The organism is Saccharospirillum alexandrii (genome assembly GCF_043641555.1).
Taxonomy (GTDB): domain Bacteria; phylum Pseudomonadota; class Gammaproteobacteria; order Pseudomonadales; family Natronospirillaceae; genus Saccharospirillum; species Saccharospirillum alexandrii_A.
On record NZ_JBHZRJ010000005.1, the window covers coordinates 207,104 to 232,616 of the forward strand.

The window sequence follows — 25,513 nt, forward strand, 5'->3', positions numbered from 1 at the left end:
TTGTTATCACCTGAGCTATATTGGCATCTTATGGCATCGCCTGGCCAGTGCTACTGTTTCCTGTAGCCGTGCTCACACCCACATTACTGACTGAACGGTGAACCAATACGGTGCTGTTACGGAGGCTCAACGCATGATCGAATCCAAGACTCAGGTTGCCATTATCGGCGGCGGACCCAGCGGTATGCTGCTGTCGCTGCTATTGCATCAGGAAGGCATCGACAACGTTGTGCTCGAACGCTCGACCCGGGCGCATGTGCTGTCGCGCATTCGCGCCGGGGTGCTGGAATGGAGCACGGTAGAACTGTTGCGCCGGGCCGGGATCGGCAAGCGAATGGACCGCGAAGGTCACGTTCACAATGGCACCCAGGTGGCCTGGGGCGGTGAGCACACCCTGTTGTTCGACATCAACACCTACACCGGTCGCCATTTGATGGCCTACGGCCAGACCGCCATCACCGAAGACCTGTACCAGGCACACGATGCACTGGGGTCTGAGGTGCATCATCAGGTCGAACAAGTTGAACTGCATGAGCTGACTGGCCAGCCTTTTGTGACTTACACGCAGGATGGCCAAACACATAGACTCAACTGTGATGCGATCGCCGGTTGCGATGGGTTCCATGGCGTGTCGCGTGGCTCCATTCCGGCCAACGTGCAGCGCAATTTCGAGAAGGTGTACCCGTTCGGCTGGCTGGGCATTCTGTCGGAAACCCCACCGCTGGATGACATCTGGTACATCCAGCATCCCGATGGTTTCGCGCTGGCCTCACAACGCAACCCGATGCTGAGCCGCTACTACGTGCAATGCGACCTGAACGACCGGCCGGAAGACTGGTCTGACGAGCGGTTCTGGCAAACGCTGCTGGAACGGATGCCACCGAAGCTGGCCGCCCAGGTCGTCACCGGGCCGTCCATTGAAAAGTCGATTGCGCCGCTGCGCAGCTTCGTGACGGAACCGATGCGCTACGGTCAGTTATTTCTGGTCGGCGATGCCGCCCACATTGTGCCACCCACAGGCGCCAAGGGTCTGAACCTGGCGATGTCGGATGTCTATTATTTATGGCGCGCTCTGGTCGGTCGCTACCGGCACAACAGCGAAGACCTGGTCGATCGCTATTCACAGGTCGCGCTGAAACGAGTCTGGGATACCACCCGATTCAGCTGGTGGGTCACCACCCTGTTGCATCGCTTCCCGGACCAGACCGACTTTGATCTGCGCACCCGGCTTTCCGAGTTGCAATACCTGTCGGACTCACCGGTGGCCATGCATCAGTTAGCCGAACAATACGGTGGTTTCCCGATTGAAGACTGGGGCTAGAACAACTGAATGACGCCGATGCCACTGGTGATCAACAGCACCCAGCCGAGGCCCTGATAGAACCGCGTGGCCTCGGTTTTTAGCAAGCGGGTATGAAACCGTAATCCCATCACATGACCAATCGCCGCGGCAGGCAGCAACCACAGCTGATGAATCAGTTGCAGATCGACATCGAACGCGATAAAGGCCGTCAGCTTGATGCACACCAGAATAAACCAGAGCACAAAGAGGGTGTCACGCAGCTGCAAACGAGGAGTTTTCTGCGACACCACGGCGATGATCAACGGTGCGCCGACCAAAGAAGTGCCGCTGATATAACCGCCTAATGCGAGAAAAACGCCATCAAGCCATTTACTGTTGCTGCGAAAGGGCATCTGCAAAATGTAGGTAATGGAATACAGCCCGACAATGACGAAAATAATGCCACTCATTACCGCATCGGGCAGGGTCAGTAAACCGAACACACCAATCAACTTGGGAATCAGCAAGATCAGAATCACGGTGCGCAAATAGCGCCAGTTGATGCTGCCCTCAGCATGCTCCGTATCCGTTGCCTTGGGTCGATTGCGATGACTTTGCCAAACCGTGATCGAGGAGAACACCAGCAGGTGTATCGCAATGATCGGCAGAAACACCACCGGCCGGTCACTGATCAGCAACAGAAACGGCAACGCCAATGCCGCCCCGCCAAACCCCAGACCAGAGCGCACAAAACCGCTCCAGACAAAGGTCAGGAAGATACCCGTCAGTTGTAACCAGGAAAGATCAGCCACGGCAGGCTCCGTCGAATGGGGAGCACAGTGTAACCGTCTGTCAAAAAAAGTCAGCGTTGGGGTTAATCAAGTTTCGACGGAAGGCGGTTCCGATCGAACCGCCTGCAACGCTTCATTCAGTGTTGAGAAATACTGACTGACCCCCGGAACCGGTTTTACCTTTGCGCGAGCCAGGGTTTTCAGCGGCTGGAATTGCAGGTCGGCGATGAAAATACGGGTGTTGTTTCGGCCGCAGTTTGCGATCAGTTTTTCCAGCGCGGCTAGCCCACCGGCATCGAGAATCGGTACGCCATCCATGTACAGGATGATACCCTGGCGTTGCTGGCACAGTTGCGCAATGTCACCGAATACACGGTCGGCAGCGGCAAAGAACAGGGGCCCGTTAATCTTTAGCGCTGTCCAGCCTTCCGGCAATTCACCGTCGATTTGTTTGCGGTTTTGGCTGATATCAGTGACGCGGGTCATCTCGGCGATTTCTTTCACAAACAGCACCGCCGCCAGCAAGATACCGACGGTAATGGCCATGACCATATCGATCAGAACCGTCAGCGAAAAACAGGTCAGGAAGACCCAAATGTCCCCTCTCGGTGCGGTCTTCAGCAGATGCACTGCTTTGGGCGCTTCGCTCATGTTCCAGGCCACCATCAGCAACAATGCGGCCATCGCGGGCATGGGCAACCAGGCGAGTACCGGTGTCAATGCCACAAGACCCAGCAATACCACACCGGCATGCACCATGGCCGAAACCGGGCTGACCGCACCGTTTTTGAAGTTTGCGGCCGACCGGGCGAGTGCCGCCGTCGCGGTAATGCCGCCGAAGAAGGGGGTAACGATGTTGCCAATGCCCTGCCCCAGTAACTCACTGTTGGCACTGTGCCGCTTGCCCGACATGCCATCGAGTACCACGGCACAAAGCAGAGATTCAATGGCGCCGAGCATGGCAATGGCAAAGGCGGCGGGCAGTAATTCGATGACCAGCGCCCAGCTCAACCCGACCGGCAAGCCGTCGCCACCAGCGCGCTGCCAGGGCCACTCAAAGGCTGGCAGCACCGGTGGAATGCCCTGCCCCGTCGACCCATCGGCCAGGGAATAACTGAACCGGCTGCCTATGGTATCGACAGACCAGCCCTGGCTGTTCAGCCACCAGGCGATCAGCGTGCCCACCACCACCGCCGGTAAATGCGCCGGCACGGGCCAGCGCAACCGGGGCCAAAGCAGCAGCACGGCAAAGGTGGCGACGGCCACAAACACACTGGGCCAGGCAAGTTCGGGGAGCGACTGTGCCAGTAGCCAGACTTTGTCGGCGGTGTGTTCCGGCATCGATTCGATCGGTAAACCGAACACATCCTTCACCTGCAGCACGGCGATCACAACGGCGATGCCCGCCGTGAACCCCAGGGTCACCGATTCCGGAATGTATTCAATCAGCCGGCCCAGACGCAGCACTGCCAGCCCAACCAGAATCATGCCGGACATCACGGTGGCCAGTAACAGACCGCCCAGGCCATAGCGCTGGGCAATGGGGTACAGGATAACAACGAAGGCAGCCGTTGGGCCGGAGATGCTGTAGCGGGAACCGCCGGTCAGGGCAATCACAAAGCCGGCAATGATCGCGGTGTAGAGACCGTATTGAGGGGGCACACCGCTGGCAATCGCCAGGGCCATGGCCAGGGGAATGGCAATAATGCCAACGGTGATGCCCGCCAGCAGGTCGCGTACCAATTTGCCTGTGGTATAGCCTTCAGCCATTACCTCACGCAGTGCATGGGCTGGCCTCAGGGAAAACAGATGTGCGCGATGGGGCATGACAGGTAACGGCCTCTACATTAGAAACTCATTATATAACACAGCCGGGGCGCTTCGATAGTGATGCGGATCAATCGCCTTCGGTGGATGAGGTCCGGGCGCCGTTGGTCCGATGACCTGCCGACAACTCGGTGGCCACACTGTCCGGCAATTTCTGTCGCACAGTGGCGCCCAGTTCTTCGAGTATTTCAACCTGACGCACCAGAGAACCGCGACCGTCGCGCAGTGTTTTCCAGGCGGTGTCGTAGGTGTTGCTGGCGGTGTTGATCTGGCTGCCGAGCTTTTCCATGTGCATCGCAAAGGTGCGCAATTTGTCGTACACCTTGCCGGCCTGGTCGAACAGTTGCTTGGCGTTCACATTCTGGCGTTCCAGCGTCCACAGGTTGGCCACGGTGCGCAGCGTGGCCAATAAGGTGGTGGGCGTTACGACAACAATATTCTGTTTGAAGCCATCGTTAAACAGCGCCGGATCGGATTGGAAGGCGGCGACAAAGGCAGGCTCGATGGGCATGAACATCAGCACGAAATCCGGTGAGTTCAAACCGTTCAGATGCGGGTAGTTTTTATCGCTTAAGCTACGAATGTGCTGGCGCACCGCCGCGACGTGCCGTTTCAGGGCCAGCTCGCGTTCCAGTTCAGTATCGGCGGCAACGTACTGCTGGTAATCGTTCAGCGAGACTTTGCTGTCGATGATCAGGTGTTTTCCATCGGGCAGGTTGACCAGAAAATCCGGTCGTTTGTTCTGGCCGTTGTCGTCTTTGAAGTTGGCTTCCCGGTCGTACTCACGGCCGCGTTGCAGGCCGGCGCTTTCCAGTATTTTCTCGGCCTGCATTTCACCCCAGTTGCCCTGCAGTTTCTTATCGCCCTTGAGCGCGCGGGTCAGGTCATCGGCCTGCTGGTTCAGTTGGGTATTCAGATCTTTGAGCTGGGTCAGCTGGCTCATCAGCTCAGTGTGGCCCCGGGTATCCTGAGTGTGAATGTCGTCGATGCGCTTGCGGAATTCCTGCACCTGTTCACGAAACGGGGTCAGCAAGGCGTTGAGGCTGGTCTGGTTTTGTTCACTGAAGCGCTTGCCCTTGGCTTCAAAAATCTCGTTGGCCAGTTGGCTGAATTCGGCTTTCAGGGCATCGCGGGTATCGGTCAGTAGTGCCACTTGTTCGCGGTGGTGTTTTTGCTCGGCCTGGTGTTGGGATTCCAGCCCGGCCAGGCGGGTTTCGCGCTGGCGCAACTGCGCCAACAAGCGATCGTTCTGGGTTTGCATGTCGTCGAGCCGGGTTTCCAGTCGCTGCGACTCCGAGGTGTGGCGTGACAGGTCAAACAACGTTTGCTGGTGCTTAACCTCAGCGTCTGCCAGTGCAGCCTCCAACTGACGGCGCGTGCGAACGGCGAAGCCACCCACCACCAACCCTCCCAGGGTGCACGACAGGGCCAGGCTGATCCAGACTTCCGGCAATTGCCACCACAGCATCCGGCTCTCCTTGCTTATTGATCAGCGGAAGCGCTGGCTTCCCGGGTTGCCAACATCTCGGGCAAGCCCAACGCGCGCCAACGCTCAAACCAGTGCCCCTGCGGAATGGCTTCGAAGGCGTAGTGCCGGTCTTGCCAGTCGAATGCCAGACGGTGGGCATGCAGATACAGACGCTCGGCCTCGCTGCCGCCATAGCGTTTATCGCCGATGATTGGACACGACAGGCTTTTCATTGCCACGCGCAGCTGATGCGTCTTGCCGGTTTGGGGCAGCAAGGTATAGCCACGAATACCGGGGTCCAGGGAAACCGACGTAAAACGGGTAATAGCCGGGTGTTCCCGGGTTCGAGCCAGCATCCACTGACCGCGTCGGCTGCGCACCATATCGCCAATGACGGTACCCTGTTTTTTACTGGGCTTATGATCGCTGACGGCGAGGTACTGTTTTCGAATCTGACGGTATTGAAACTGCATGCTCAGTGCGCGGTTAGCGGCGGCGTTACGCGCCATCAGCACCAGGCCGGTGGTCGGTTTATCGAGCCGGTGAACCGGGAAAACATCGCCACCAAGCTGGGCACGCGCCCAGCGCAATAGCCCCCAGCTGTCTTCGGATTCCTGGACGGTCCAGCCAGCGGGTTTGTCGAGCACGCAAAAATGCGGATTGCATTCGATGATGGCCGGTGGAATCACGTCCAGACACTCAAATCATCGTCGTTGACCGGCAAGTCATCGTTGTGATGACACTGCAGGCGCAGTTTCATCAGGCGTTCGCCCCACCGAGTATTCTCGGCCGCGAGATCTGCCTCGTTCAGACGCCAGTCGCGATGTTCCAGCCGAATGGTGAAGCCGCGCTCGGCCTTTTCCAGGGTCCACAGCACCAGGGTGTTTTCCCAGTCCGGGTCACCCAGCACGCACAGCCATTCCAGAGTTTTGTCGGGCTCTTCCTCAACCACTTTGAGCGTTACCGGACTGTCCAGATCATCCGAGCTCAGTCGCCAGCAATCGCCGCCGGCAATACTGACGGTGCCATCCCACCACGCTTGCAGGCCGAGTCGGGTTGTCAGCATTTCCCAGATTCGGCTGGCCGATGCGTCGATTGTGATCTGATGAAGCAATGTAGCCATAACCACCCTCACCCGGCTTGGGCCGGATCTCGTTTCATTCATTCGTCAGCACTATTCTGACACGATTCGCCTGTTCAAGTCGCCCATCGCGAACTATGGTGGCGGGATGTTGATCGCTGACCCACCCCTATGAATGCACATGGCTCACCGCTGGCACTGACGCCTGAGGCCTCGCTGAATCGCATGCCAGTCGTCATGACCGCGCAGGATAACCCCCGCCCTGCCCGGTACTGGGTTTCGACACCGGCGTTGCTGTCGCTGATTCATGAACACAACCCGGGTGACGAACGCTCGGTTCGCCAGTTCCTGACGACGTTCAGCGGCGAAGCCGGGGCAGACCAGGCTATTCTGCAGACCTTTGCCACACGCCTGATCCGGGTGATTCAAACCGCCCACACCGGTCAGGCCTGGGCGGATGGGTCCGATTTTCAACGCCGGTACGCGCACTATTGGCAAAGCTGCGAAACACTGGTGCTGGCAGGCGGGCTGACCAGTGGCGAATTTGGCCAACAACTGGCGCACCTGCTGGAAAACGCGCTGGCGCCGTTGAACGTGCTGGTGTCACCCTGGGCCGGGCAAACCGGTCTGGTTGGGCTGGCTCAGCATTATGGATCGGCTGAGCCGCTGGTGGTGATGGATTTTGGCGCCACCGGCATCAAACGCGGGCTGGCTTACCATCATGGCAACCGCATTGTTCCGCTACCAGAGCTGACGGTAGATCACTGGCTGGACGATCAGGGCCTGTTCAGAGCCGATGCCTTCCGGGCGGTTCTGAAGGACACCCGCGAGCATCTCGACGGACGCCTGCCAGTGGCCATTAGCCTGGCCTGCTATCTCGACCACGGCCACCCGCACGACTATCACTCCGGCGTTTACCACCGGCTTATTGAAGATTGTGAGCACCTGGCGACCACGCTGCACCAGCAGTGGTTACCAGGCGCCGGTTTCTCAGGGCTGGCCTTACTGGAACACGACAGCACCGCAGCGGCGCTGGCGTTTCGGTTTTCAAAACCGGCCATGATGGTGACGCTGGGCACGGGCCTCGGTGTTGGGGTGTGCCCGCGTCATGGGGGTGTGTAGACGCCAAAGGCAATGCGCAACAATGCCGAACAGTGTCATCATTTCCCCTGGCCAGGGGCTTTGAAGCAGTATCCGCAAGCCTCTGATCAGGGCTATACTGAAAAAACCCTTAACCAAGCCGAGGATAGACTGCATGCTGGTAGTGAGTCTGGTCACCGCGTTGTTGCTGTTGCTGGCGACCTTTTTCGTAGGCTCAACGGGTGGCGATGCAGCCCTTGCAGCCACTGCCGCCACTGCCCTGTTAGTGGGTGCTTACTATCAAAAACACCTCACCGCAATGCACCTTGCCATTCTCGCAGCGGTCACCGTCGTGCCGGCAACCCAGTGGTTTGAAGTGCTGGTGATTGAACGGGACCGAAGTGAGCAACAGCAGGTCGTACGGGAACAGATAGGCCACCTTTCCAGCCAACTGGAAACCGCCCTGATCGCCAATCGGGGGTACCTGGACGCACTGAGCTTGCTGGCCTCTACAGAACCCGACGTCAGCGAGGCACGCTACCGGCAATGGTTACAGCAATTGATCCCGGCGCAGACCTTCAGCTTGCTGAACACCACCATCACCAACCAGTTCGTGATCACCCACGTTTACCCCCCTGAGCCGCAAAATCTTGCCCTGCTCGGCACCAACCTGGCGCTGGTGCCCGACCAGGTCGATGATATCCGCGAGGTAATGGAAACCCAGATGGCCAAAATCGTTGGCCCCCTAACCGTGTTACAGGGCGACACGGCACTGGTCTACCGCCTGCCAATTTCCGGCCAGCCACACATGATCATTTCGGGCGTGGTCTCACTGGATCAGGTCATCGCGCGGGCTGTCTCTGGTGTGGATAACCTGAAATTGGGTTTGTCGGTCAGCCGAGGTGATGACACAACCCGACTGTTCAGCCAGGGCACACTGGGTCGTCACCGGGTATCCACCCAGTTTGACCACGGCGGCCTGTCCTGGTCGGTTCTGGCCGAGCCCCAGGCAGGCTGGGTAACCCCCACCCAAACACTGTGGATGACCCGCGCCTCGGCCTTTGCGGTCTGGCTATTCATCGTCTTGCTACTGGGTTCGCAGTACCGCGTCATGCGTCAGCGTGAACAGGAGCGGCTGCAGTTGAAAATTCAGGAAAGCAAACTGCTGGAAGCACAGCGGCTCGGCCGGCTGGGTTCCTGGACCTCGTTGCCAGCCAATCAGTTTGCACTCTCGGCCCCGCTGATGGAATTGCTCGGCACCGATCAGCCCAGGCTGAACCGGGAGGCGATGATCAACTACATCTACGAGCCCGACCGGCCCTACTTCACCATGCATATCCAGAGCGTACTGGACGGCAGCCAGCCCTTTGCCCGCTTCGAACACCGCATTATTACGCCGAGCGCCCTGCTCTGGGTCGAACAAACCATTGCCCTGAACGACAACCAGGAACTGACCGGGATGCTGCGCGACATCACCGAGATCAAGTCAACCGAGGCCGAGCTGCAGAAGCTCAACTACTACGATTCACTCACCGGGGCGTCCAACCGGAATTTCTTCGGCAAGCAGGTGCAACAGGGCATTTCGCTGTCGCAACGCAACCAGAATCACCTGGCGCTGGTGCTGTTTGACCTCGACAACTTCAAGACCATCAATACCAACTACGGCCACACCGTCGGCGATGAAGTACTCAAACAACTGACCGAACGCATCAAATACTGCATTCGCAACAGCGATACCGTCGCCCGCCTGTCTGGCGATACCTTCGCTATTTGCCTGCAAAACCTGAAAGACCCCAGCCACTCCATCTTTGTGGCTGATACCCTGCTGAAATCCATCACCGAGATCATTGAGATCGACGAAGTGCGCATCAGCATCACCGCAACGCTGGGCATCGCCACCAGCCCGACCGACGACATCGACTACGAGGGCCTGGTCAAGAAAGCCGAGATCGCCCTGCGCAAGGCCAAAGAGATCGACCGAGGCAGCTACCAGTTCTATTCCGACCAGATGAACCTCGAAAACGATCGCCGCCAGGACATTCTGCGCCTGTTGCCCTATGCCCTGCAAAACAACGAATTTCACCTGGTGCTGCAACCCCGGGTCGACCGGGTTGACCGGCGCTGGTGCAGCCTGGAAGTTTTGATACGCTGGAACAGCCCTGAACTGGGCGTGGTTTCACCTGGCGAATTTATTCCCATCGCCGAAGGCAGCCATTTGATTGTCGAGATCGGCAACTGGGTTATCCGACGTGCCCTGGAAGAGTTCAGCGAGCACCTGGATCAGCTTGACGATGACGTCGTCGTGTCAATCAACCTATCGCCCAAGCAGCTGGAAGAGCGGAATCTCAGCCTGTTCATCGCCAGTGAAATACACCAGGCCAATGTGCCTGCAAACCGCGTTGAATTCGAGATAACCGAGCATTCACTGACCGAAGAATCCGATACGACACTGACCGCCATGGCCGAGCTCTCGTCGATGGGCATTCGCTTTGCCATGGATGATTTCGGCACCGGATACTCCAACCTGGGCATGTTGCAAGCGCTACCGCTGCACGTTCTCAAGATTGATCAGCGCTTTATTCAGCGCCTCGAAGACGGGCCCAGGCACCTGGCCCTGGTCGAAGCCATTATCGATCTGGGCCATACGCTCGACCTGACAGTGGTCGCCGAAGGTGTAGAAACCGAAGCCCAGGTCAGACTGCTGGAGGAGCTGGGCTGTGACGAACTGCAAGGCTACTACTTCTACCGTCCGCAACCTTTCACAGAACTGCTGAAGGAGCGCGTGAACAGCTAGCAGGCCTGCCCCTGGGGCAACAGGAAACCTAACCAGCCTAACAAGGGGCACCACCTCAAATAATGCCAGATCGGGTGCCATAAACCCTGCCGCATTCAAGCCAGCGTGCGCGGATCCACCGATTTCTCGGCCCAGGCTTTACGGCGCGACCAGGCTGCCGCCATAACCGTGGTGGCGGCAAACGCCACAAACAGCGCAGCGACCAGCCCGGCAGGCAGCAGCCAGCCAGACACCCACCAGGGCAAGGTGGCACAGAGCAGCCAAAACGCGGCCGCAAGCCGGGTAGCGTATTTGCGTTGCTCCAGAATCCGGCCATTAATATACAGTCCGCCGCCCAGCGGAACGAAATGCGCCAGCGCCAGACCAAACGTCAGGTCATTGGTGAACAGCAGGAACCAGACGGTCCAGCCCATCAGCACAATGTGTATCGCGACCACAACGGCACTGACAACGGCTGACGGCGCGTTATTGAACTTCTGTTGAGTGTCCGGCAGGCAACGCGGCAGTGGATGGTTTTCTTTTACGTCCTCCGGTCGCCAGCCGGTAGGCATAAACCAGATACGCAGTTTGTCTTTCCAGCTACGGGCGTGCCAGGCATCCTGAATCAGTTGCCCCCACACATGCCAGTTGGCGAAAAACGGATTCCAGCTGTGCAGCGGTTTGCGTACGCCATAAGCGCAGGGTTCGTCCGCCAGCTCCGGCTGGTAGGTCCGGAACAGGCGGTCCCAGAGAATGAAGACACCGCCAAAATTGCGATCTATATAGGGGTCGTTAATGGCATGATGCACGCGGTGGTTCATCGGCGTCACAAACACCTTTTCATACCAGCCCAGCGTGCCGATAAAGCGCGTATGCACCCAGTACTGATAAATCAGATTCAGCGAACCGACGGTGACAATCACCTCGGGTGGAAAGCCAACAAACAGCATGGGCAAATAGAAAATCGAGCCGATCACAAAGCCATTGAACGGCTGGCGCAATGCCGTAGAGAGATTGAATTCCTCACTCTGGTGATGCACCACATGAATGCCCCAGAGCACATTGATCTGGTGCTGGCTGCGGTGGCTCCAGTAATAGCAGAAATCGTAAAACACAAAGGCCACCACCCACAGCAGTGGCGTCATGGTCAGTTCGCCGTGCGGCAGTACCGCCCACAGCGTGGCGTAAGCCAGGAAGCTCACCAGCCGGGTGGCAAAACCCATGGTCTGGCTGAGCATACCGGTGCTGAGCGAGGCGATGGCATCGTTGGTGCGGTAATAACCGGTTTTCTTGCGCCAGTCGACAACCAACTCGATCAACAGCAACAGCATAAAGCCGGGAATGGCATAGAGAATCAGATTCACGCAGAACCTCCACTTGCTGACCCGGATGCAGTATAGCCGCCCGGTCGCCGTGTGTTATTGTTATTAAAACGACAGTCTGACCCCACACCCGGGGCAAACGCAACCGACGGTCCGCGCCTCTGCTTTAGGAAGGCCTAATGCTTAAAACCGAACGCCGACCTTGGCGTTCTGTTCATCAATCACGCAACGCTTTTCCTCAATCCCGCAACAAGGCCCGCACAATGCAGAACTGGGCTAAATAGTAAGTCAGCATCACCGCCCAGGGCTGGCCCGCGAAGGGCGATGCAAACAGGCCAATGGCGATCAGAGAGTCCGACAGAATAAACACCGCCGCCCCAAAAAACGCCGGATACAACGCAAAACGGCTGTTCAAAGCCGCCACGCCCATGAACAAAATAGCGACCATGTACGCCAGTACCGGCACCGTAAGGGCGGCCAGATTTGGCCAGCACCAGACTAGTACCGCCATGGCCCATACCAGCAGAAACACCACCCAGGCAAACCGGTCAGGCCGCCAGGCAAAGCGCCCGGCAAACAAAACACCGTACGTCAGTTGGGCAATCAGAAAAGCACCGAGCCCAAACACAAAGAGATTCAGCTCCAGCAAAACATCACCCAGCGAACTGATCAGAATGGCCACCAATAACCATGGCTTCGCTGGCACCGACGGCGCACGCAACACGGCAAAGGCCAGCAACCAGATCGGAGCCGCCTTGATCACCCACTCGAACGCAAAGGGCGATCCCAGCATGGCGATCAGATAGATCAGCGCCAGTGCCCAGTAGCTCTGTTTAATCGCAATGCTCATTCCGCTACTCCTTTGGCTTTTTGCCGCAGTTGCGTCAACAGCAAGGTCAACGCAACACCCACAATGACGCAGACAATGCCCAGCCACTGGGCCCCCGACACCGGCTCACGCAGCACCACAAGCGTCAGCAGCGCATTGAACAGCGGTGCCGTGGTCATCATCAGCCCGGCTATGTTGGCATTACTGGCCCCCACCGCCTTGATCCAGGAGAAGAACGCGACAAGCGACGGAAACACCGCCACATACGCCACCGTCCACCACAAGTCAGTCGGCGGGATCAGAGTCTCACCACGCAAAGCCCCGCTCAGCCAGAACGGCACGATCATCAAACTGCCCAGGCCAATGAAAAAGGTCAGCATACCCACACTGTTCACTTCCCAGACCGGCAGCTTCTTCAACAACACCGAATAAAAAGACCAACTGATCAACCCGATAAAGAAAATACCATCGCCAATCAGTGACTGGCCACCAATGCTAAGCGCCATCTGACCATCGGTCAGCACCACAAAGGCGCCAAAGACTGCCAGCGTGGCGGTGAGCCACTGGGCGACGCTCATACGGCCAATGCCCAGCCAGGCACTGAGCATAAAGATCATCACCGGCATCAGGGCCGCCATAGCGCCCACATTCACCGGCTGGGTGTATTTAAGCGCCCAGTACTGAAGTGTGTTGTACAACGTGACACTCAACAACGCCAGTAACAGCAACGTCTTAAAATGAGTGCGATACCAGGGCCACTGGCGCCGGATGTGTGGAATACCAAAAGGCGCAATCAGCAAAAACGCCAGCCACCAGCGAAACTGGGACAGCGTAAAGGCCGGCAGCGACACCACGGCAATCTTGCCGACGATGGCGTTGGTCGCCCAAAAAAAGTTAGCCATCGCCGAGAAACCAATAGCGATGAGAAGTTGGCGTGAAGTCATTATTATTCGCGTATCGTTGGAATTTATTATGGAGTGGGAGTGTCGGGGTTTTGGAGGGTTGAGGCAAGTATCAAGCTGCGAGTCGTGAGCTGCGAGCTGTTAGAAGTTCAAGCTTTCTGAGGTTGTTCGATGCGAGCGACGGGTGCCGGGGTTGCCTTTGTGGGGTAGTCCGCAGCATGGATGCTGCGGCCTAGGCTCCATGGACGGATCTACGCCGACCCCACAGAGGCAACCCCGGTACCCGGCGCGGACCACTACCACCCAAGCCAACGTTACCCCATAAAAAAAGCGACCCGAAGGTCGCTTTTTTGACAAGCCTCAATAGCCTGTTATTTCTTGCCGCGCAGTCGCTTCAGTTCGCGCAGGGTACGCAACTGGGCTGACGCACGCGCCAGATCAGCTGCCACCACGGCGAATTCTTCTTCGGCGATCTTGCTGGCGATGACTTTCTCGGCATCGGCTTTGGCTTTTTCAGCCGCCGCCATGTCAATGTCACCACCACGCAATGCGGTATCGGCCAGAATGGTCACGACGTGCGGCTGGACTTCAAGGAAGCCGCCGGATACGTAGAACACTTCTTCCGACCCGTTCTGCAGAATCAACCGAACCGGTGCCGGGTTCAGCCGTGTCAGCAAAGGCGCGTGGCTGGGCTTAATACCCAGCTCACCCATTTCGCCCTCACAAACGACGGTTTCAACCAGCCCCGAGAAGATGTTTTCTTCCGCGCTGACGATGTCGCAGTGTACTGTCATAGCCATGTTAACCCCCGGCGCGATCAGCCCTTCTTGGAGCGAGCGTTGTAAGCTTCCATCACTTCATCGATGGTGCCTTTCATGTAGAAATCCTGCTCGGGAACCTGATCGTACTCACCGTCCAGAATGCCCTGGAAACCACGAATGGTTTCTTTCAGCGACACGTACTTGCCGGGTGCGCCGGTGAAGATTTCCGCAACGTGGAAAGGCTGAGACAGGAAACGCTCAATCTTACGCGCCCGGGCTACGACCATTTTGTCTTCATCAGACAATTCGTCCATACCCAGAATCGCAATGATGTCCTTCAGCTCTTTATAGCTCTGCAGAACACCCTGAACGCCACGGGCACAGTCGTAATGCTCGTTACCGATAACCAGCGGGTCGAGCTGACGCGAGGTTGAACCCAGAGGGTCAACCGCCGGGTAAATACCCAGTGCGGCAATGTCACGACTCAGTACTACCGTTGCATCCAAGTGAGCAAAGGTTGTGGCCGGTGACGGGTCGGTCAAGTCATCCGCGGGTACGTATACAGCCTGAACCGAGGTAATAGACCCGGTCTTGGTAGAGGTAATACGTTCCTGCAGTACACCCATCTCTTCCGCCAGCGTCGGCTGGTAACCTACCGCAGACGGCATACGGCCCAGCAGGGCTGATACTTCAGTACCGGCCAGCGTGTAACGGTAGATGTTGTCCACGAAGAACAGAACGTCACGGCCTTCGTCACGGAACTTCTCGGCCATGGTCAGACCGGTCAGTGCAACCCGCAGACGGTTACCGGGGGGTTCGTTCATCTGGCCGTAAACCATGGCCACTTTCGATTCAGACAGCTTGTCCAGCTTGATAACACCGGCTTCGGACATTTCGTGATAGAAGTCGTTACCTTCACGAGTCCGCTCGCCCACACCGGCGAACACAGACAAACCACTGTGCTCGGTCGCGATGTTGTTAATCAGCTCAAGCATGTTTACGGTCTTGCCAACACCGGCACCACCGAACAAACCAACTTTACCACCCTTGGCGAACGGGCAGATCAGGTCGATTACCTTGATGCCGGTTTCCAGCAAGTCCTGGCTTTGGGCCTGTTCGGCGTAAGTCGGGGCGTCGCGGTGAATGACCATGTGGTCATCGGCACCGATGTCGCCGCGCTCGTCGATAGGCTCGCCCAGTACGTTCATGATACGACCCAGGGTCGCCACACCGACCGGTACGGTAATACCGGTGCCGGTGCTTTCTACGCTCAGTCCACGCTTAACGCCTTCGGTGCTGCCCATGGCAATGGTGCGTACAACGCCATCGCCCAACTGCTGCTGCACTTCCAGGGTCAGGTTTACTTCAGCGACTTTCAACGCGTCGTAAACTTTCGGTACGTTGTCACGCGGGAATTCCACGTCGACGACGGCACCGATAATCTGTGTGATACGTCCGCTACTCATCTTCTGTATCCTCTCAAAACCGTTTTATGAAACCGCTGAGGCGCCACCCACGATCTCGGCGATCTCTTGGGTAATGGCTGCCTGACGCGCCTTGTTGTATTCCATATTGAGACTGTCGATCAGTTCCCCGGCATTATCGGTGGCGCTCTTCATCGCCATCATGCGCGAAGCCTGTTCGCAAGCCAGATTTTCCACCACGCCCTGATACACCACCGATTCGACATAGCGAACCAGCAGATGATCCAGCAGCGCTTCGGCGTTTGGCTCGTAAATGTAGTCCCAGGTATGTCGGCGCGACGTCTCGTCTTCAGCGGCCTTCAATGGCAACAGCTGCTCAATTCCGGGCTTTTGCACCATGGTGTTAATGAATTCATTAAACACCACAAACAAGCGGTCAATCTTGCCGGCGTTGAAGTCATCCAACATGACTTTCACACCGCCAATCAGGTCACTCACAGCGGGCTTGTCGCCCAGCTGGGTCATGCTCGCGACAACGTCGTAGCCGCGTGACTTGAAGTAACCCGTACCCTTGCTGCCAATGGCACATACTTGCACCGTTGCGCCCTTGTTCTTCCAGTCGGCCACGTCTTTTGCGACCTGTTTGAACAGGTTAGCGTTCAACCCGCCACACAGTCCGCGATCGGTTGAGATTACAATGTAACCCACCCGCTTGACGTCGCGTTCCATCAGATAAGGATGACGGTATTCGGGGTTGGCGTTCGCCAAATGCCCGATCACCGCCCGGATTTTGTCAGCATAGGGCTTACTGGCGTCCATCCGGTCCTGAGCTTTACGCTTTTTACTCGCAGCGACCATCTCCATCGCGGAAGTAATCTTCTGCGTGTTTTTAATGCCCGATATTTTCGTGCGAATCTCTTTTCCGGCTGCCATAGCAATGCCTCAGTTCAATCGGCTGTCCGAAGACAGCCGGTGAATTACCAGGTCTGCGTTGCTTTGAATTTTTCCAAAGCGTCCTTCAGCGAAGCGGCAATATCATCGTTATAGTTGCCGGTATCGTTGATCTGTTTCATCAGATCCGCGTGTTCGCTGTTCATGTAGGAGTGCAGTGCCGCTTCAAACCGCCCGACTTCTTTGATTTCCAAAGCTTTCAGGTGGCCTTCGTTGGCGGCGTAAACTGAGACAGCCATTTCTGCAACCGACAAGGGTGCATACTGGCCTTGCTTCATCAGCTCGGTAACGCGCTGACCATGCTCCAGCTGAGCCTTGGTCGCTTCGTCAAGATCCGACGCGAACTGGGAGAATGCCGCCAGTTCACGGTACTGAGCCAGAGCAGTACGAATACCACCGGCCAGCTTCTTGATGATCTTGGTCTGGGCTGAACCACCGACACGCGATACCGAAATACCGGCGTTCATTGCAGGGCGAATACCCGCGTTGAACAGGTCGGTCTCAAGGAAGATCTGACCGTCGGTAATGGAGATCACGTTGGTTGGTACGAACGCAGAAACGTCACCACCCTGAGTTTCAATGATTGGCAGTGCGGTCAGAGAACCGGTTTTGCCTTTCACTTCGCCCTTGGTGAACTGTTCAACGTAGTCGGCGTTCACGCGTGATGCGCGTTCCAGCAAACGGGAGTGCAAGTAGAACACATCACCCGGGAAGGCTTCACGGCCCGGCGGACGACGCAGCAGCAGAGAGATCTGACGGTATGCAACGGCCTGTTTGGACAGGTCATCGTAAATGATCAGAGCGTCTTCACCGCGGTCACGGAAGTATTCACCCATGGTGCAACCGGCGTACGGTGCCAGGAACTGCATGGAAGCAGGTTCTGAGGCCGAGGCGGCAACAATGGTGGTGTATTCCATGGCACCGTGCTCTTCCAGCTTGCGCACCACGTTGGCGATGGTCGACTGCTTCTGACCGATAGCCACGTAGACACACTTAATGCCAGAGTTCTTCTGAGCCATGATGGCATCGACGGCCAGCGCGGTTTTACCGGTCTGACGGTCACCAATGATCAGCTCACGCTGACCACGGCCAATAGGCACCATGGCGTCAACGGCTTTATAACCGGTCTGTACCGGCTGGTCGACCGACTGACGGGCAATAACGCCCGGCGCGACCTTTTCCAGCGGATCGGTCAGGGTGGTTTTCACCGGGCCCTTGCCGTCGATCGGGTTACCCAGGGCGTCGACGACGCGACCGAGCAATTCCGGACCAATGGGAACTTCGAGGATGCGACCGGTGCACTTACAGGTCTGGCCTTCTGCCAGATCCTTGTAGTCACCCAACACGATCGCACCAACAGAGTCTTGTTCCAGGTTCAGGGCCATACCGAACAGCCCGTTGTGGAACTCAATCATCTCACCAGACATGACATCGGCCAGACCATGAATACGCACGATACCGTCGGATACGCTGACGATGGTGCCTTCGTTCTGGGCCTTGGAGCTGGTATCGAGTTTGCCGATACGCTCCTTGATGATGTCACTGATTTCTGAAGGATTCAGTTGCTGCATTCTTTTTCCCTCACTAGGAATTCATTGCTTCAGCGAGTTTCGCCAACTTGCCGCGGACCGACCCGTCGATGACCGTGTCACCAGACCTGATCACCACACCGCCCAGTAATGACTCGTCGATTTCGACGGTCAACTGCACCTGGCGGCTGAATTTGGCGGTCAGTTTGTCGGCCAGCGTCTTTTGCTGGCTGTCGCTCAAGGAAAATGCACTGGTCACCAGAACATCGGCGGTTTTTTCCTGCTCCGCTTTCAGCACTTCGAACTGTTCGCTGATCTCGGCCAGCAGTGCAAGACGACGATTTTCCGCCAGAACGCTGACCAGGTTAGACCCGCCCTCGTTCAAGGCATCGCCGGCGAGTTGCTGCAAAGTTTTGGCTTTGTCAGCGGCGGACAGCTCAGGGTTGGCAATGAGTCGTTCAACCGTCTCATGCTGACTGATAGCGGCCAGCGTCGACAATTGCGTCGACCAGGCGTCCAAGTGCTTACTGTCCAGAGCTGCGTTGAACGCGGCTTTGGCGTAAGGACGGGCCAGCGTACTTAATTCTGCCATGATCCCTCCTTACAGCTCGGCTGCCAGCTTATCCAACAACTCGCTGTGTTTTTTCGCGTCGACTTCGGAGCCCAGAATGCGTTCCGCACCGGCCAGGGTCAGTTCGGAGATCCGGCTACGCAGTTCTTCCCGCGCGGCGTTCACTTCCTTATCAACCTCGGACTGGGCAGCGGCCACAATGCGCTCACCTTCCACACGAGCTTCAGCTTTCGCTTCATCAACCAACTGCGCGGCGCGCTTGTTGGCTTGCTCGAGGATGGCAGCGGCTTCCTGCTTGGCTTCCTGCAGCTTTTTCGCCACATCGTGCTGCGCCAGTTCAAGATCTTTGGCAGCACGGTCGGCAGAATCGAGCCCTTCGGCAATTTTCTTCTGGCGGGCCTGCATGGCATCCATAATTGGAGGCCATACAAATTTGGCGCAGAACCAGACGAAAATGGCAAAGACGACGATTTGTCCAATAAACGTTGCGTTGAAATTCACGCCTTCACCTCGTTTTGGTTGGTTTAATCAGAGTACCCAAAGGACCGATTGATTAACCAGCCACTACGAAGATCAGGTACATCGCGATACCAACACCGATAATGGGGATCGCGTCTACCAGGCCGGCAACGATGAAGAATTTGGTCTGCAGCATCGGGCCCAGTTCAGGCTGACGCGCTGTAGAGTCCAGCAACTTACCACCCAGCAAGCCGATGCCAATAGCAGCACCGATCGCACCAAAACCCATCATGATTGCAGCGGCGACAAATACCAGTTCCATGTTTTTCTCCTAAGTTTTCTATCGTTAAGGTTTAGAGCTTTCAAGTTAAAACGTTTTTTCAAAATCCGGGGCAGCCATCGAGCTTACCCGACGACCCGACTAGTGGTCTTCGTGGGCCTGACTCAGGTACACGATGGTCAACACCATAAAGATGAACGCCTGCAACGGTATGACCATGATGTGGAAAATAGCCCACGCCATTTGCAGTACGCCACCAAACACAGCGAAGAAGATGCCGGCACCAAACATCAGCGCGATCAGAATAAAGATCATTTCCGCTGCGTAGAGGTTACCGAACAGACGAAGACCGAGAGAGAACGGCTTCGCGATCAGTCCAACCAGCTCCAGGAAGAGGTTGAACGGAACAAAAATCCAGTGATTAAACGGTGTGAACGACAGCTCCTTGATGAAACCAAAGCCTTTCACCTTGAAGGAGTAGTAGATCATCAGGAAGAATACAAATACGGCCGTGCCCAGGGTGATGTTCGGGTCGGTCGAGGGAACGATCTTCTGATACTTCACGCCCAGCAGTTCAAGCGTGTAGGGGATCAAATCGACCGGAATGATGTCCATCAGGTTCGACAGGAACACCCAGACGAAGACGGTTAACGCGATCGGCGCGATCCACGGGTTCTTGCCGTGGAAGGTATCCCGCACCTGGCTGTCAATGAACTCGACGATGGTCTCGACGAAGTTCTGCATGCCTTTAGGTACGCCCTGAGTGGCTTTCTTGCCCACTCGCCAGAACGTAAACAGAAAGATCGCACCCAGGAGAATAGACCAGATCATGCTGTCGACATGAAACGCCCAGAACCCCATTTGGTTAAACTCTGCGGAACACCCCCCCAGAACCCACTGAGTGGTTTCCAGTGTCGAGCCATCGCACATCGTTGCACCCGCTTCCAACTTCCCATAAGTGAGGTTGGTCAGGTGGTGCGAGATGTACTCACCCGCATTGGCATAACTGCCTGCTTCACTTGCCATATGTCACTTTACCCCTATTGGCCGCCCGTTAGAGCGGTTACTTAACCAGAATCGGTGCCAACATTGCTGACAGGGTGTTCAGTACGACCACTACCAGCAACATTGTTGTGGCATTCAGGTCCGGCTGGGTTACCCACACCGGTATCAATCCTGCTGCCAGAATAATCCATTTGCCAAACAGCCCCTGGGACGTCGCGACCACGAAGAGAGCTGTGTAGCGCGAGCCGAAGTGCCGTAGGCTGCGCCAGGTAAAATAACTTTGTGCCACCACACAGAGGGCACCGGCCAACATCACTTCAAACCAGACATCCGGAATCACTACGGCCACTGCCAGGCCGAGGATCAGGGCGGTAACTGCCTGAAATGTCACCAGCCGCCAGGCCGAGGGCCGGGGAACCGGTTTGGGCCTTGCTTGTTGAAACACCACTGTTCTGTCCCGGTTATTGTCGTTTGCCCTGTTATTCTTCCCGTTCAGCGGTATTCGTAGGGCTGAACGGTCGGGCGGTTTGGGCGCCTTTCCCAAGGCCTGCCCCGCTTATCATCCGGGTTTGAGCGGTACCGGGCCATTGGAGGCTCGGCAAAACTCGGCAGAGTATATTGGAGTCGGCTAGTCGCATCAACACGCAACGCGCTCTCATTCCGACTGGGCCACGTTCGGTCAAATGGCTGTTTTTGAACGCAATTTGACTCGACTGAACACTGTCAGGCCCTACTTTACGTGGTTCAGGATACCGTCGAGCTCATCCAGGCTGTTGTATTTGATCACCAGGGAGCCCTTGCCACGTGCGCCATGCTTGATCGACACCGTGGCGCCCAGGCGCTGTGACAGCATCTCCTCCAGGTTCTGGATGTTGGCGTCGGCTTTGTGTTCCGAACGGTCCAGTCCGGTTTTCTTGCCTTCGACCAGGTTGCGTACCAATTGCTCGGTCTGTCGCACCGTCATGCCTTTGGCAACCACTTGGCGCGCCGCTTCTATTTGTTGCTCGCCCTGGACACCCAATAACGCCCGGGCATGGCCCATTTCCAAATCGCCGTGTTCTAGCATACGGCGCACATCGGCTTCCAGACTGATCAGTCGCAGCAGGTTGGTCACTGTCACCCGGTTCTTGCCAACGGCTTCGGCTACGCCGGCCTGCGTCAGATCGAATTCCTTCTGCAGGCGCTGCAACGCCAGCGCCTCTTCCATCGGGTTCAGGTTTTCACGCTGAATGTTCTCGATCAGTGCCATGGCAATGGCGTCTTCGTCAGAGACATCGCGGATCACGGCTGGAATCTGATCCAGCCCGGCCATCTGGGAGGCGCGCCAGCGGCGTTCACCGGCAATGAGTTCGAAGGACTCGGGGCCCTGGGGGCGCACCACGATAGGTTGCATCACGCCCTGCGCGCGAATGGATGCGGCCAGTTCTTCCAGCGCATCGGCCGACATGTCGCGCCGCGGCTGGTACGTGCCCCGATGAATCCACTCGACCGGCAACATGCGCAAACTGCCGTCATTTACATGGGAGACTGGCTGATCGGCAATGGCCTCGACTTCCCGTCGGGTAGTGATCAGAGCGTCCAGGCCGCGTCCCAAGCCTCGTTTCTTAGCTGCCATTTACACAGATCCTGTCAAATGTTCGGTATCGGGTGGTTTGACGCCTTCAACCCGGCGAACCAGTTCTCCGGCCAGCGCCAGGTACGCCAGCGCGCCCTTGGAGGAGCGGTCGTACTGCAACACCGGGGTGCCATAGCTGGGCGCTTCCGCCAGCCGCACATTGCGCGGAATCACCGAGCTGAAAAGTTTGTCGCCAAAGTGGTTTTTTAACTGATCGGAGACATCGTTGGTCAGGCTGTTGCGCGGGTCGTACATGGTGCGCAGCAGGCCGCCGATTTCGAGTTTCGGGTTCACCACTTTCTGAATGCTTTGAATGGTGTCCATCAGCGCAGCCAGGCCTTCGAGGGCGTAATATTCGCACTGCATCGGAATCAGCACCTGCTCGGCAGCGGCCAGGGCGTTTACCGTCAGCATGTTGAGCGACGGCGGGCAGTCGATAAAAATATAGTCGTAATGGTGCTTCACTTCGGCCAGGGCGTACTGCAGCCGGTGCTCTTTCATTTTCACCGACATCAGTTCCACTTCAGCAGCGGTTAGGTCGCCGTTGGCGGGCAGCAGGTCGTACCCGGCTTCAGGCGTGGTGACAATCGCCTCGGCGCAGCCGGCTTTGCCGGTGATCACATCGTAAACGCTGAGGTCGATTTCATTCTTGCTGATGCCACTGCCCATGGTGGCATTACCCTGGGGGTCAAGATCCACGACCAGCACCTTGCGCTTCATCGCCACCAGAGAGGCGGGCAGATTGGTGGCGGTGGTGGTCTTGCCGACCCCGCCTTTCTGGTTGGTAATGGCAAAAATATGTGTCAAAGCCGAATCCTTATGTCGTTCGGGCCGACAACTGTACCAGATGTCGCGCGTCCGCACTGAGTAAAGCGCTGCCCGGAACGGTAAGCGGTGTGACCCGATCGACCTGGATATCGCCCGGCAGAGCGGCGATTTCGTCGGTCGGGTACAGTCCTTTCATGGCCAGAAAGTGGCCACCCGGTGCCAGCAGATGCCGGGATTTTGCCACCATATCGGCCAGGGTGGCAAAGGCACGTGACGATATTTGTGAGAAGGTACGCTCCGGCTGCCAGGCTTCGAGGCGGCTGTGCACCACGGTTACGTTGCCGACGCCCAGTTCCAGTTTGACCTGAGTCAGAAACCGGGTCTTCTTGCCGTTGCTGTCTAGCAGCGTGACCGGCTTGTCGGGATCGACCAGCGCCAGAATCATGCCTGGCAGGCCCGGACCGGTGCCGACATCCAGTAAATCACCCGGGCCGACGAACGGCAGAATCGACAGGCTGTCGAGCAGGTGCCGGGTAATCATTTCCTCGGGTTTGCGCACCGAGGTCAGATTGTAGGCCTTGTTCCACTTGGCCAGCAGCGCATGGTAAGCCAGCAGTCGTTGTTGAACCGCCGGGTCAAGTTCAATGCCCAGTTCAGCCAGTCCGTCGCTTAACAGCGATGCATAGCGCTCACTCATGCGCTGTGCTGCTCGACCTGAGCCGCCTTGCTGGCCGCGGACTGCTTCTTCAGATGAATCAGCAACATCGAGACTGCCGCCGGCGTGACGCCGGAAATGCGTGAGGCCTGCGCCAGGGTTTCCGGCCGGGTCTGCTTCAGTTTCTGCTTCACTTCATTCGACAGACCACCGATGGCGTCGAAATCCAGCTCGGCGGGCAGCTTCATGCTCTCGTGGCGGCGCAGGGTGTCGATGTCATCCTGCTGACGCTGAATATAGCCCTCGTATTTGGCGCTGATCTCGACCTGTTCGCTGACCGCCGGGTCGAGCGATTCAGTCGGCACCAGTTCGGCGATGTCGGCATAGGTCAGTTGCGGCCGTTTCAGCAAGTCGCGCAGGGTGGTTTCGCGTGACAGTGGCTGTGCCAGCTTGTCGTGCAATGCCTGCGCCTCGGCCGATTTCGGCTGTACCCAGGTGCTGTTCAGGCGCTGGGTTTCGCGGGCAATCGCTTCCTGCTTGGTGCTGAAGGCGGCCCAGCGCGCGTCATCGACCAGGCCCAGTGACCGGCCGGTTTCGGTCAAACGCGCATCGGCATTATCTTCACGCAGTAGCAAGCGATATTCGGCGCGACTGGTGAACATCCGGTACGGTTCCAGAGTGCCCATGGTGATCAGGTCGTCGACCAGCACGCCCAAATAGGCTTCATCGCGGCGCGGCGTCCAGGCGTCTTCACCGGCGGCGCGACGGGCAGCGTTGACCCCGGCCAGCAGGCCCTGAGCGGCGGCTTCTTCGTAGCCGGTGGTGCCGTTGATCTGGCCGGCGAAGAAGAGGTTGCCGATGAATTTGGTTTCCAGACTGTGCTTCAGGTCACGCGGGTCGAAATAGTCGTATTCGATGGCATAACCCGGCCGGGTAATGTGGGCGTTTTCGAAGCCCTTGATGCTTTGAATAAAGTCGATCTGCACATCGAACGGCAGGCTGGTGGAGATGCCGTTCGGGTACATTTCATAGGTGGTCAGCCCTTCGGGCTCGACAAACACCTGATGGCTAGTCTTGTCGGCAAAGCGGGTGACCTTGTCTTCAATCGACGGGCAGTAGCGCGGGCCAATGCCTTCAATTTCACCGGCGTACATGGGCGACTGATGCAGATTGTCGCGGATGATGTCGTGCGTGCGCTCGGTGGTATGCGCAATCCAGCAGGCGACCTGGCGCGGGTGCTCTTCGACCCGGCCCATGTAAGACATCACCGGCAGCGGCGTGTCGCCCGGCTGTTCGGTCAATTGGCTGTAATCGAGGCTGCGGCCGTCGATGCGTGCCGGGGTACCGGTTTTCAGGCGACCCACCCGGAACGGCAGTTCACGCAGACGCTGCGACAGCGCATTGCTGGGCGCGTCGCCCATGCGGCCACCGGAGTAGTTCTGCATACCGACGTGAATTTTGCCGCCCAGGAAGGTGCCGGCAGTCAGCACGACGGTGGTAGCCATGATATGAATACCGGTTTGAGTCACTACGCCGGTCACCACGTCGTTTTCCAGTAGCAAATCGTCAGCCGACTGTTGAAACAACTCCAGATTCGGCTGCAATTCCACGATTTCCCGAATCGCGGCCCGGTACAACTGGCGGTCGGCCTGGGCGCGGGTGGCGCGTACGGCCGGGCCTTTACGGCTGTTCAATACCCGGAACTGGATACCGGCGCGGTCGGTGGCGCGCGCCATGGCGCCGCCGAGGGCGTCGATTTCCTTGACCAGATGACTCTTGCCAATGCCACCAATGGCGGGGTTGCAGGACATGACTCCGACGGTATCGGCGTTGTGGGTCAGCAGCAACGTCTGGGCACCGGTACGGGCAGACGCGAGCGCCGCCTCGGTTCCGGCATGACCGCCACCGATCACTATGACATCGTAACGCTTGGGAAATTGCACTGAACACCTCGGGTTGAACTGAGCCGGGCGCTGGTGATCAATTTTTCACCAAATCCCGGAAAATGGGGCGCAGATTATACGGATTAACAGGGGCGTTTGGCACCCCCTTTCGAAAGACAGACCCGGCCCGTTACCGGGCCGCAGATTGGGTATACTTGGGTGGCGTTGGTTCGCGGCGGCCACCGGTGCGACCTCAG

The 25,513-nt window shown here is 57.5% G+C and carries 24 protein-coding genes; 3 read left to right on the forward strand and 21 right to left on the reverse strand.

The window, feature by feature from the left end; all coding sequences use genetic code 11:
• The first annotated feature begins 133 nt into the window (after positions 1 to 133).
• A complete protein-coding gene (gene pobA, locus ACHUE7_RS17965) occupies positions 134 to 1,321 on the forward strand; it encodes a 4-hydroxybenzoate 3-monooxygenase (RefSeq protein ID WP_394171260.1) in 1,188 nt (395 codons plus the stop codon).
• Here pobA and ACHUE7_RS17970 read toward each other — a convergent pair.
• From ACHUE7_RS17970 to ACHUE7_RS17990, 5 genes are all read right to left on the reverse strand, one after another.
• Positions 1,318 to 2,094 carry a TSUP family transporter gene (locus ACHUE7_RS17970; protein WP_394171261.1) on the reverse strand — a complete coding sequence of 259 codons (777 nt, stop codon included), beginning with the start codon at positions 2,092 to 2,094 and terminating at the stop codon, positions 1,318 to 1,320. The genes pobA and ACHUE7_RS17970 overlap by 4 nt on opposite strands.
• Positions 2,095 to 2,160: 66 nt before the next feature.
• A complete protein-coding gene (dauA, locus tag ACHUE7_RS17975; RefSeq protein WP_394171262.1) occupies positions 2,161 to 3,900 on the reverse strand; it encodes a C4-dicarboxylic acid transporter DauA in 1,740 nt (579 codons plus the stop codon).
• Between the two features lie 70 nt (positions 3,901 to 3,970).
• Positions 3,971 to 5,368 carry a DNA recombination protein RmuC gene (locus ACHUE7_RS17980; RefSeq protein ID WP_394171263.1) on the reverse strand — a complete coding sequence of 466 codons (1,398 nt, stop codon included), beginning with the start codon at positions 5,366 to 5,368 and terminating at the stop codon, positions 3,971 to 3,973.
• Between the two features lie 14 nt (positions 5,369 to 5,382).
• Positions 5,383 to 6,057 (reverse strand): pseudouridine synthase, encoded by a 675-nt coding sequence (locus tag ACHUE7_RS17985; RefSeq protein ID WP_394171265.1) that lies wholly within the window; start codon positions 6,055 to 6,057, stop codon positions 5,383 to 5,385.
• Positions 6,054 to 6,491, reverse strand: coding sequence for an SRPBCC family protein (locus tag ACHUE7_RS17990; protein ID WP_394171267.1), 438 nt, complete (start codon positions 6,489 to 6,491; stop codon positions 6,054 to 6,056). Before ACHUE7_RS17990 ends, ACHUE7_RS17985 begins: the two co-directional genes overlap by 4 nt.
• Before the next feature lie 129 nt (positions 6,492 to 6,620).
• On the opposite strand from ACHUE7_RS17990, the gene ACHUE7_RS17995 reads away from it, so the two are divergent.
• The gene (locus ACHUE7_RS17995) at positions 6,621 to 7,571 is read left to right on the forward strand and encodes a hypothetical protein (RefSeq protein WP_394171268.1); all 951 of its coding nucleotides are present in this window, start codon (positions 6,621 to 6,623) and stop codon (positions 7,569 to 7,571) included.
• A 133-nt stretch (positions 7,572 to 7,704) separates the two neighbouring features.
• On the forward strand, positions 7,705 to 10,323 hold the full coding sequence (locus ACHUE7_RS18000) for a bifunctional diguanylate cyclase/phosphodiesterase (RefSeq protein WP_394171269.1): 2,619 nt from the start codon (positions 7,705 to 7,707) through the stop codon (positions 10,321 to 10,323).
• A 95-nt stretch (positions 10,324 to 10,418) separates the two neighbouring features.
• On the opposite strand, the gene ACHUE7_RS18005 is transcribed toward ACHUE7_RS18000, so the two are convergent.
• From ACHUE7_RS18005 to mnmG, 16 genes are all read right to left on the reverse strand, one after another.
• Complete coding sequence (locus tag ACHUE7_RS18005) at positions 10,419 to 11,666, reverse strand: sterol desaturase family protein (protein WP_394171270.1); 1,248 nt, start codon at positions 11,664 to 11,666, stop codon at positions 10,419 to 10,421.
• Between the two features lie 196 nt (positions 11,667 to 11,862).
• Positions 11,863 to 12,474 carry a lysoplasmalogenase gene (locus ACHUE7_RS18010; protein WP_394171271.1) on the reverse strand — a complete coding sequence of 204 codons (612 nt, stop codon included), beginning with the start codon at positions 12,472 to 12,474 and terminating at the stop codon, positions 11,863 to 11,865.
• Entirely contained in the window at positions 12,471 to 13,397 is a 927-nt protein-coding gene (locus ACHUE7_RS18015; RefSeq protein WP_394171273.1) for a DMT family transporter, read from the reverse strand. The genes ACHUE7_RS18010 and ACHUE7_RS18015 overlap by 4 nt, the downstream gene beginning before the upstream one ends.
• Before the next feature lie 329 nt (positions 13,398 to 13,726).
• Positions 13,727 to 14,155 (reverse strand): F0F1 ATP synthase subunit epsilon, encoded by a 429-nt coding sequence (locus ACHUE7_RS18020; protein WP_394171274.1) that lies wholly within the window; start codon positions 14,153 to 14,155, stop codon positions 13,727 to 13,729.
• Between the two features lie 17 nt (positions 14,156 to 14,172).
• Entirely contained in the window at positions 14,173 to 15,582 is a 1,410-nt protein-coding gene (gene atpD, locus ACHUE7_RS18025; protein WP_394171275.1) for a F0F1 ATP synthase subunit beta, read from the reverse strand.
• Between the two features lie 24 nt (positions 15,583 to 15,606).
• Positions 15,607 to 16,473 (reverse strand): F0F1 ATP synthase subunit gamma, encoded by an 867-nt coding sequence (gene atpG / locus ACHUE7_RS18030; protein ID WP_394171276.1) that lies wholly within the window; start codon positions 16,471 to 16,473, stop codon positions 15,607 to 15,609.
• 44 nt (positions 16,474 to 16,517) lie between these two features.
• Positions 16,518 to 18,062, reverse strand: a complete 1,545-nt coding sequence (atpA, locus tag ACHUE7_RS18035; RefSeq protein WP_394171277.1) for a F0F1 ATP synthase subunit alpha — start codon at positions 18,060 to 18,062, stop codon at positions 16,518 to 16,520.
• A gap of 13 nt (positions 18,063 to 18,075) precedes the next feature.
• Positions 18,076 to 18,612 carry a F0F1 ATP synthase subunit delta gene (locus ACHUE7_RS18040; protein ID WP_394171278.1) on the reverse strand — a complete coding sequence of 179 codons (537 nt, stop codon included), beginning with the start codon at positions 18,610 to 18,612 and terminating at the stop codon, positions 18,076 to 18,078.
• 9 nt (positions 18,613 to 18,621) lie between these two features.
• Positions 18,622 to 19,092, reverse strand: a complete 471-nt coding sequence (locus ACHUE7_RS18045; protein ID WP_028671025.1) for a F0F1 ATP synthase subunit B — start codon at positions 19,090 to 19,092, stop codon at positions 18,622 to 18,624.
• 52 nt (positions 19,093 to 19,144) lie between these two features.
• Positions 19,145 to 19,372, reverse strand: coding sequence for a F0F1 ATP synthase subunit C (gene atpE / locus ACHUE7_RS18050; protein WP_028671026.1), 228 nt, complete (start codon positions 19,370 to 19,372; stop codon positions 19,145 to 19,147).
• A 99-nt stretch (positions 19,373 to 19,471) separates the two neighbouring features.
• Positions 19,472 to 20,356, reverse strand: coding sequence for a F0F1 ATP synthase subunit A (gene atpB / locus ACHUE7_RS18055; protein WP_394171279.1), 885 nt, complete (start codon positions 20,354 to 20,356; stop codon positions 19,472 to 19,474).
• A gap of 37 nt (positions 20,357 to 20,393) precedes the next feature.
• Positions 20,394 to 20,726 (reverse strand): hypothetical protein, encoded by a 333-nt coding sequence (locus tag ACHUE7_RS18060; protein WP_394171280.1) that lies wholly within the window; start codon positions 20,724 to 20,726, stop codon positions 20,394 to 20,396.
• Between the two features lie 339 nt (positions 20,727 to 21,065).
• Complete coding sequence (locus ACHUE7_RS18065) at positions 21,066 to 21,950, reverse strand: ParB/RepB/Spo0J family partition protein (RefSeq protein ID WP_127558455.1); 885 nt, start codon at positions 21,948 to 21,950, stop codon at positions 21,066 to 21,068.
• Complete coding sequence (locus ACHUE7_RS18070) at positions 21,951 to 22,757, reverse strand: ParA family protein (RefSeq protein ID WP_394171281.1); 807 nt, start codon at positions 22,755 to 22,757, stop codon at positions 21,951 to 21,953. It abuts the gene before it with no gap.
• Between the two features lie 10 nt (positions 22,758 to 22,767).
• The gene (gene rsmG, locus ACHUE7_RS18075; RefSeq protein WP_394171282.1) at positions 22,768 to 23,415 is read right to left on the reverse strand and encodes a 16S rRNA (guanine(527)-N(7))-methyltransferase RsmG; all 648 of its coding nucleotides are present in this window, start codon (positions 23,413 to 23,415) and stop codon (positions 22,768 to 22,770) included.
• Positions 23,412 to 25,316 carry a tRNA uridine-5-carboxymethylaminomethyl(34) synthesis enzyme MnmG gene (gene mnmG, locus ACHUE7_RS18080; RefSeq protein WP_394171283.1) on the reverse strand — a complete coding sequence of 635 codons (1,905 nt, stop codon included), beginning with the start codon at positions 25,314 to 25,316 and terminating at the stop codon, positions 23,412 to 23,414. The genes rsmG and mnmG overlap by 4 nt, the downstream gene beginning before the upstream one ends.
• Positions 25,317 to 25,513: the final 197 nt, after the last annotated feature.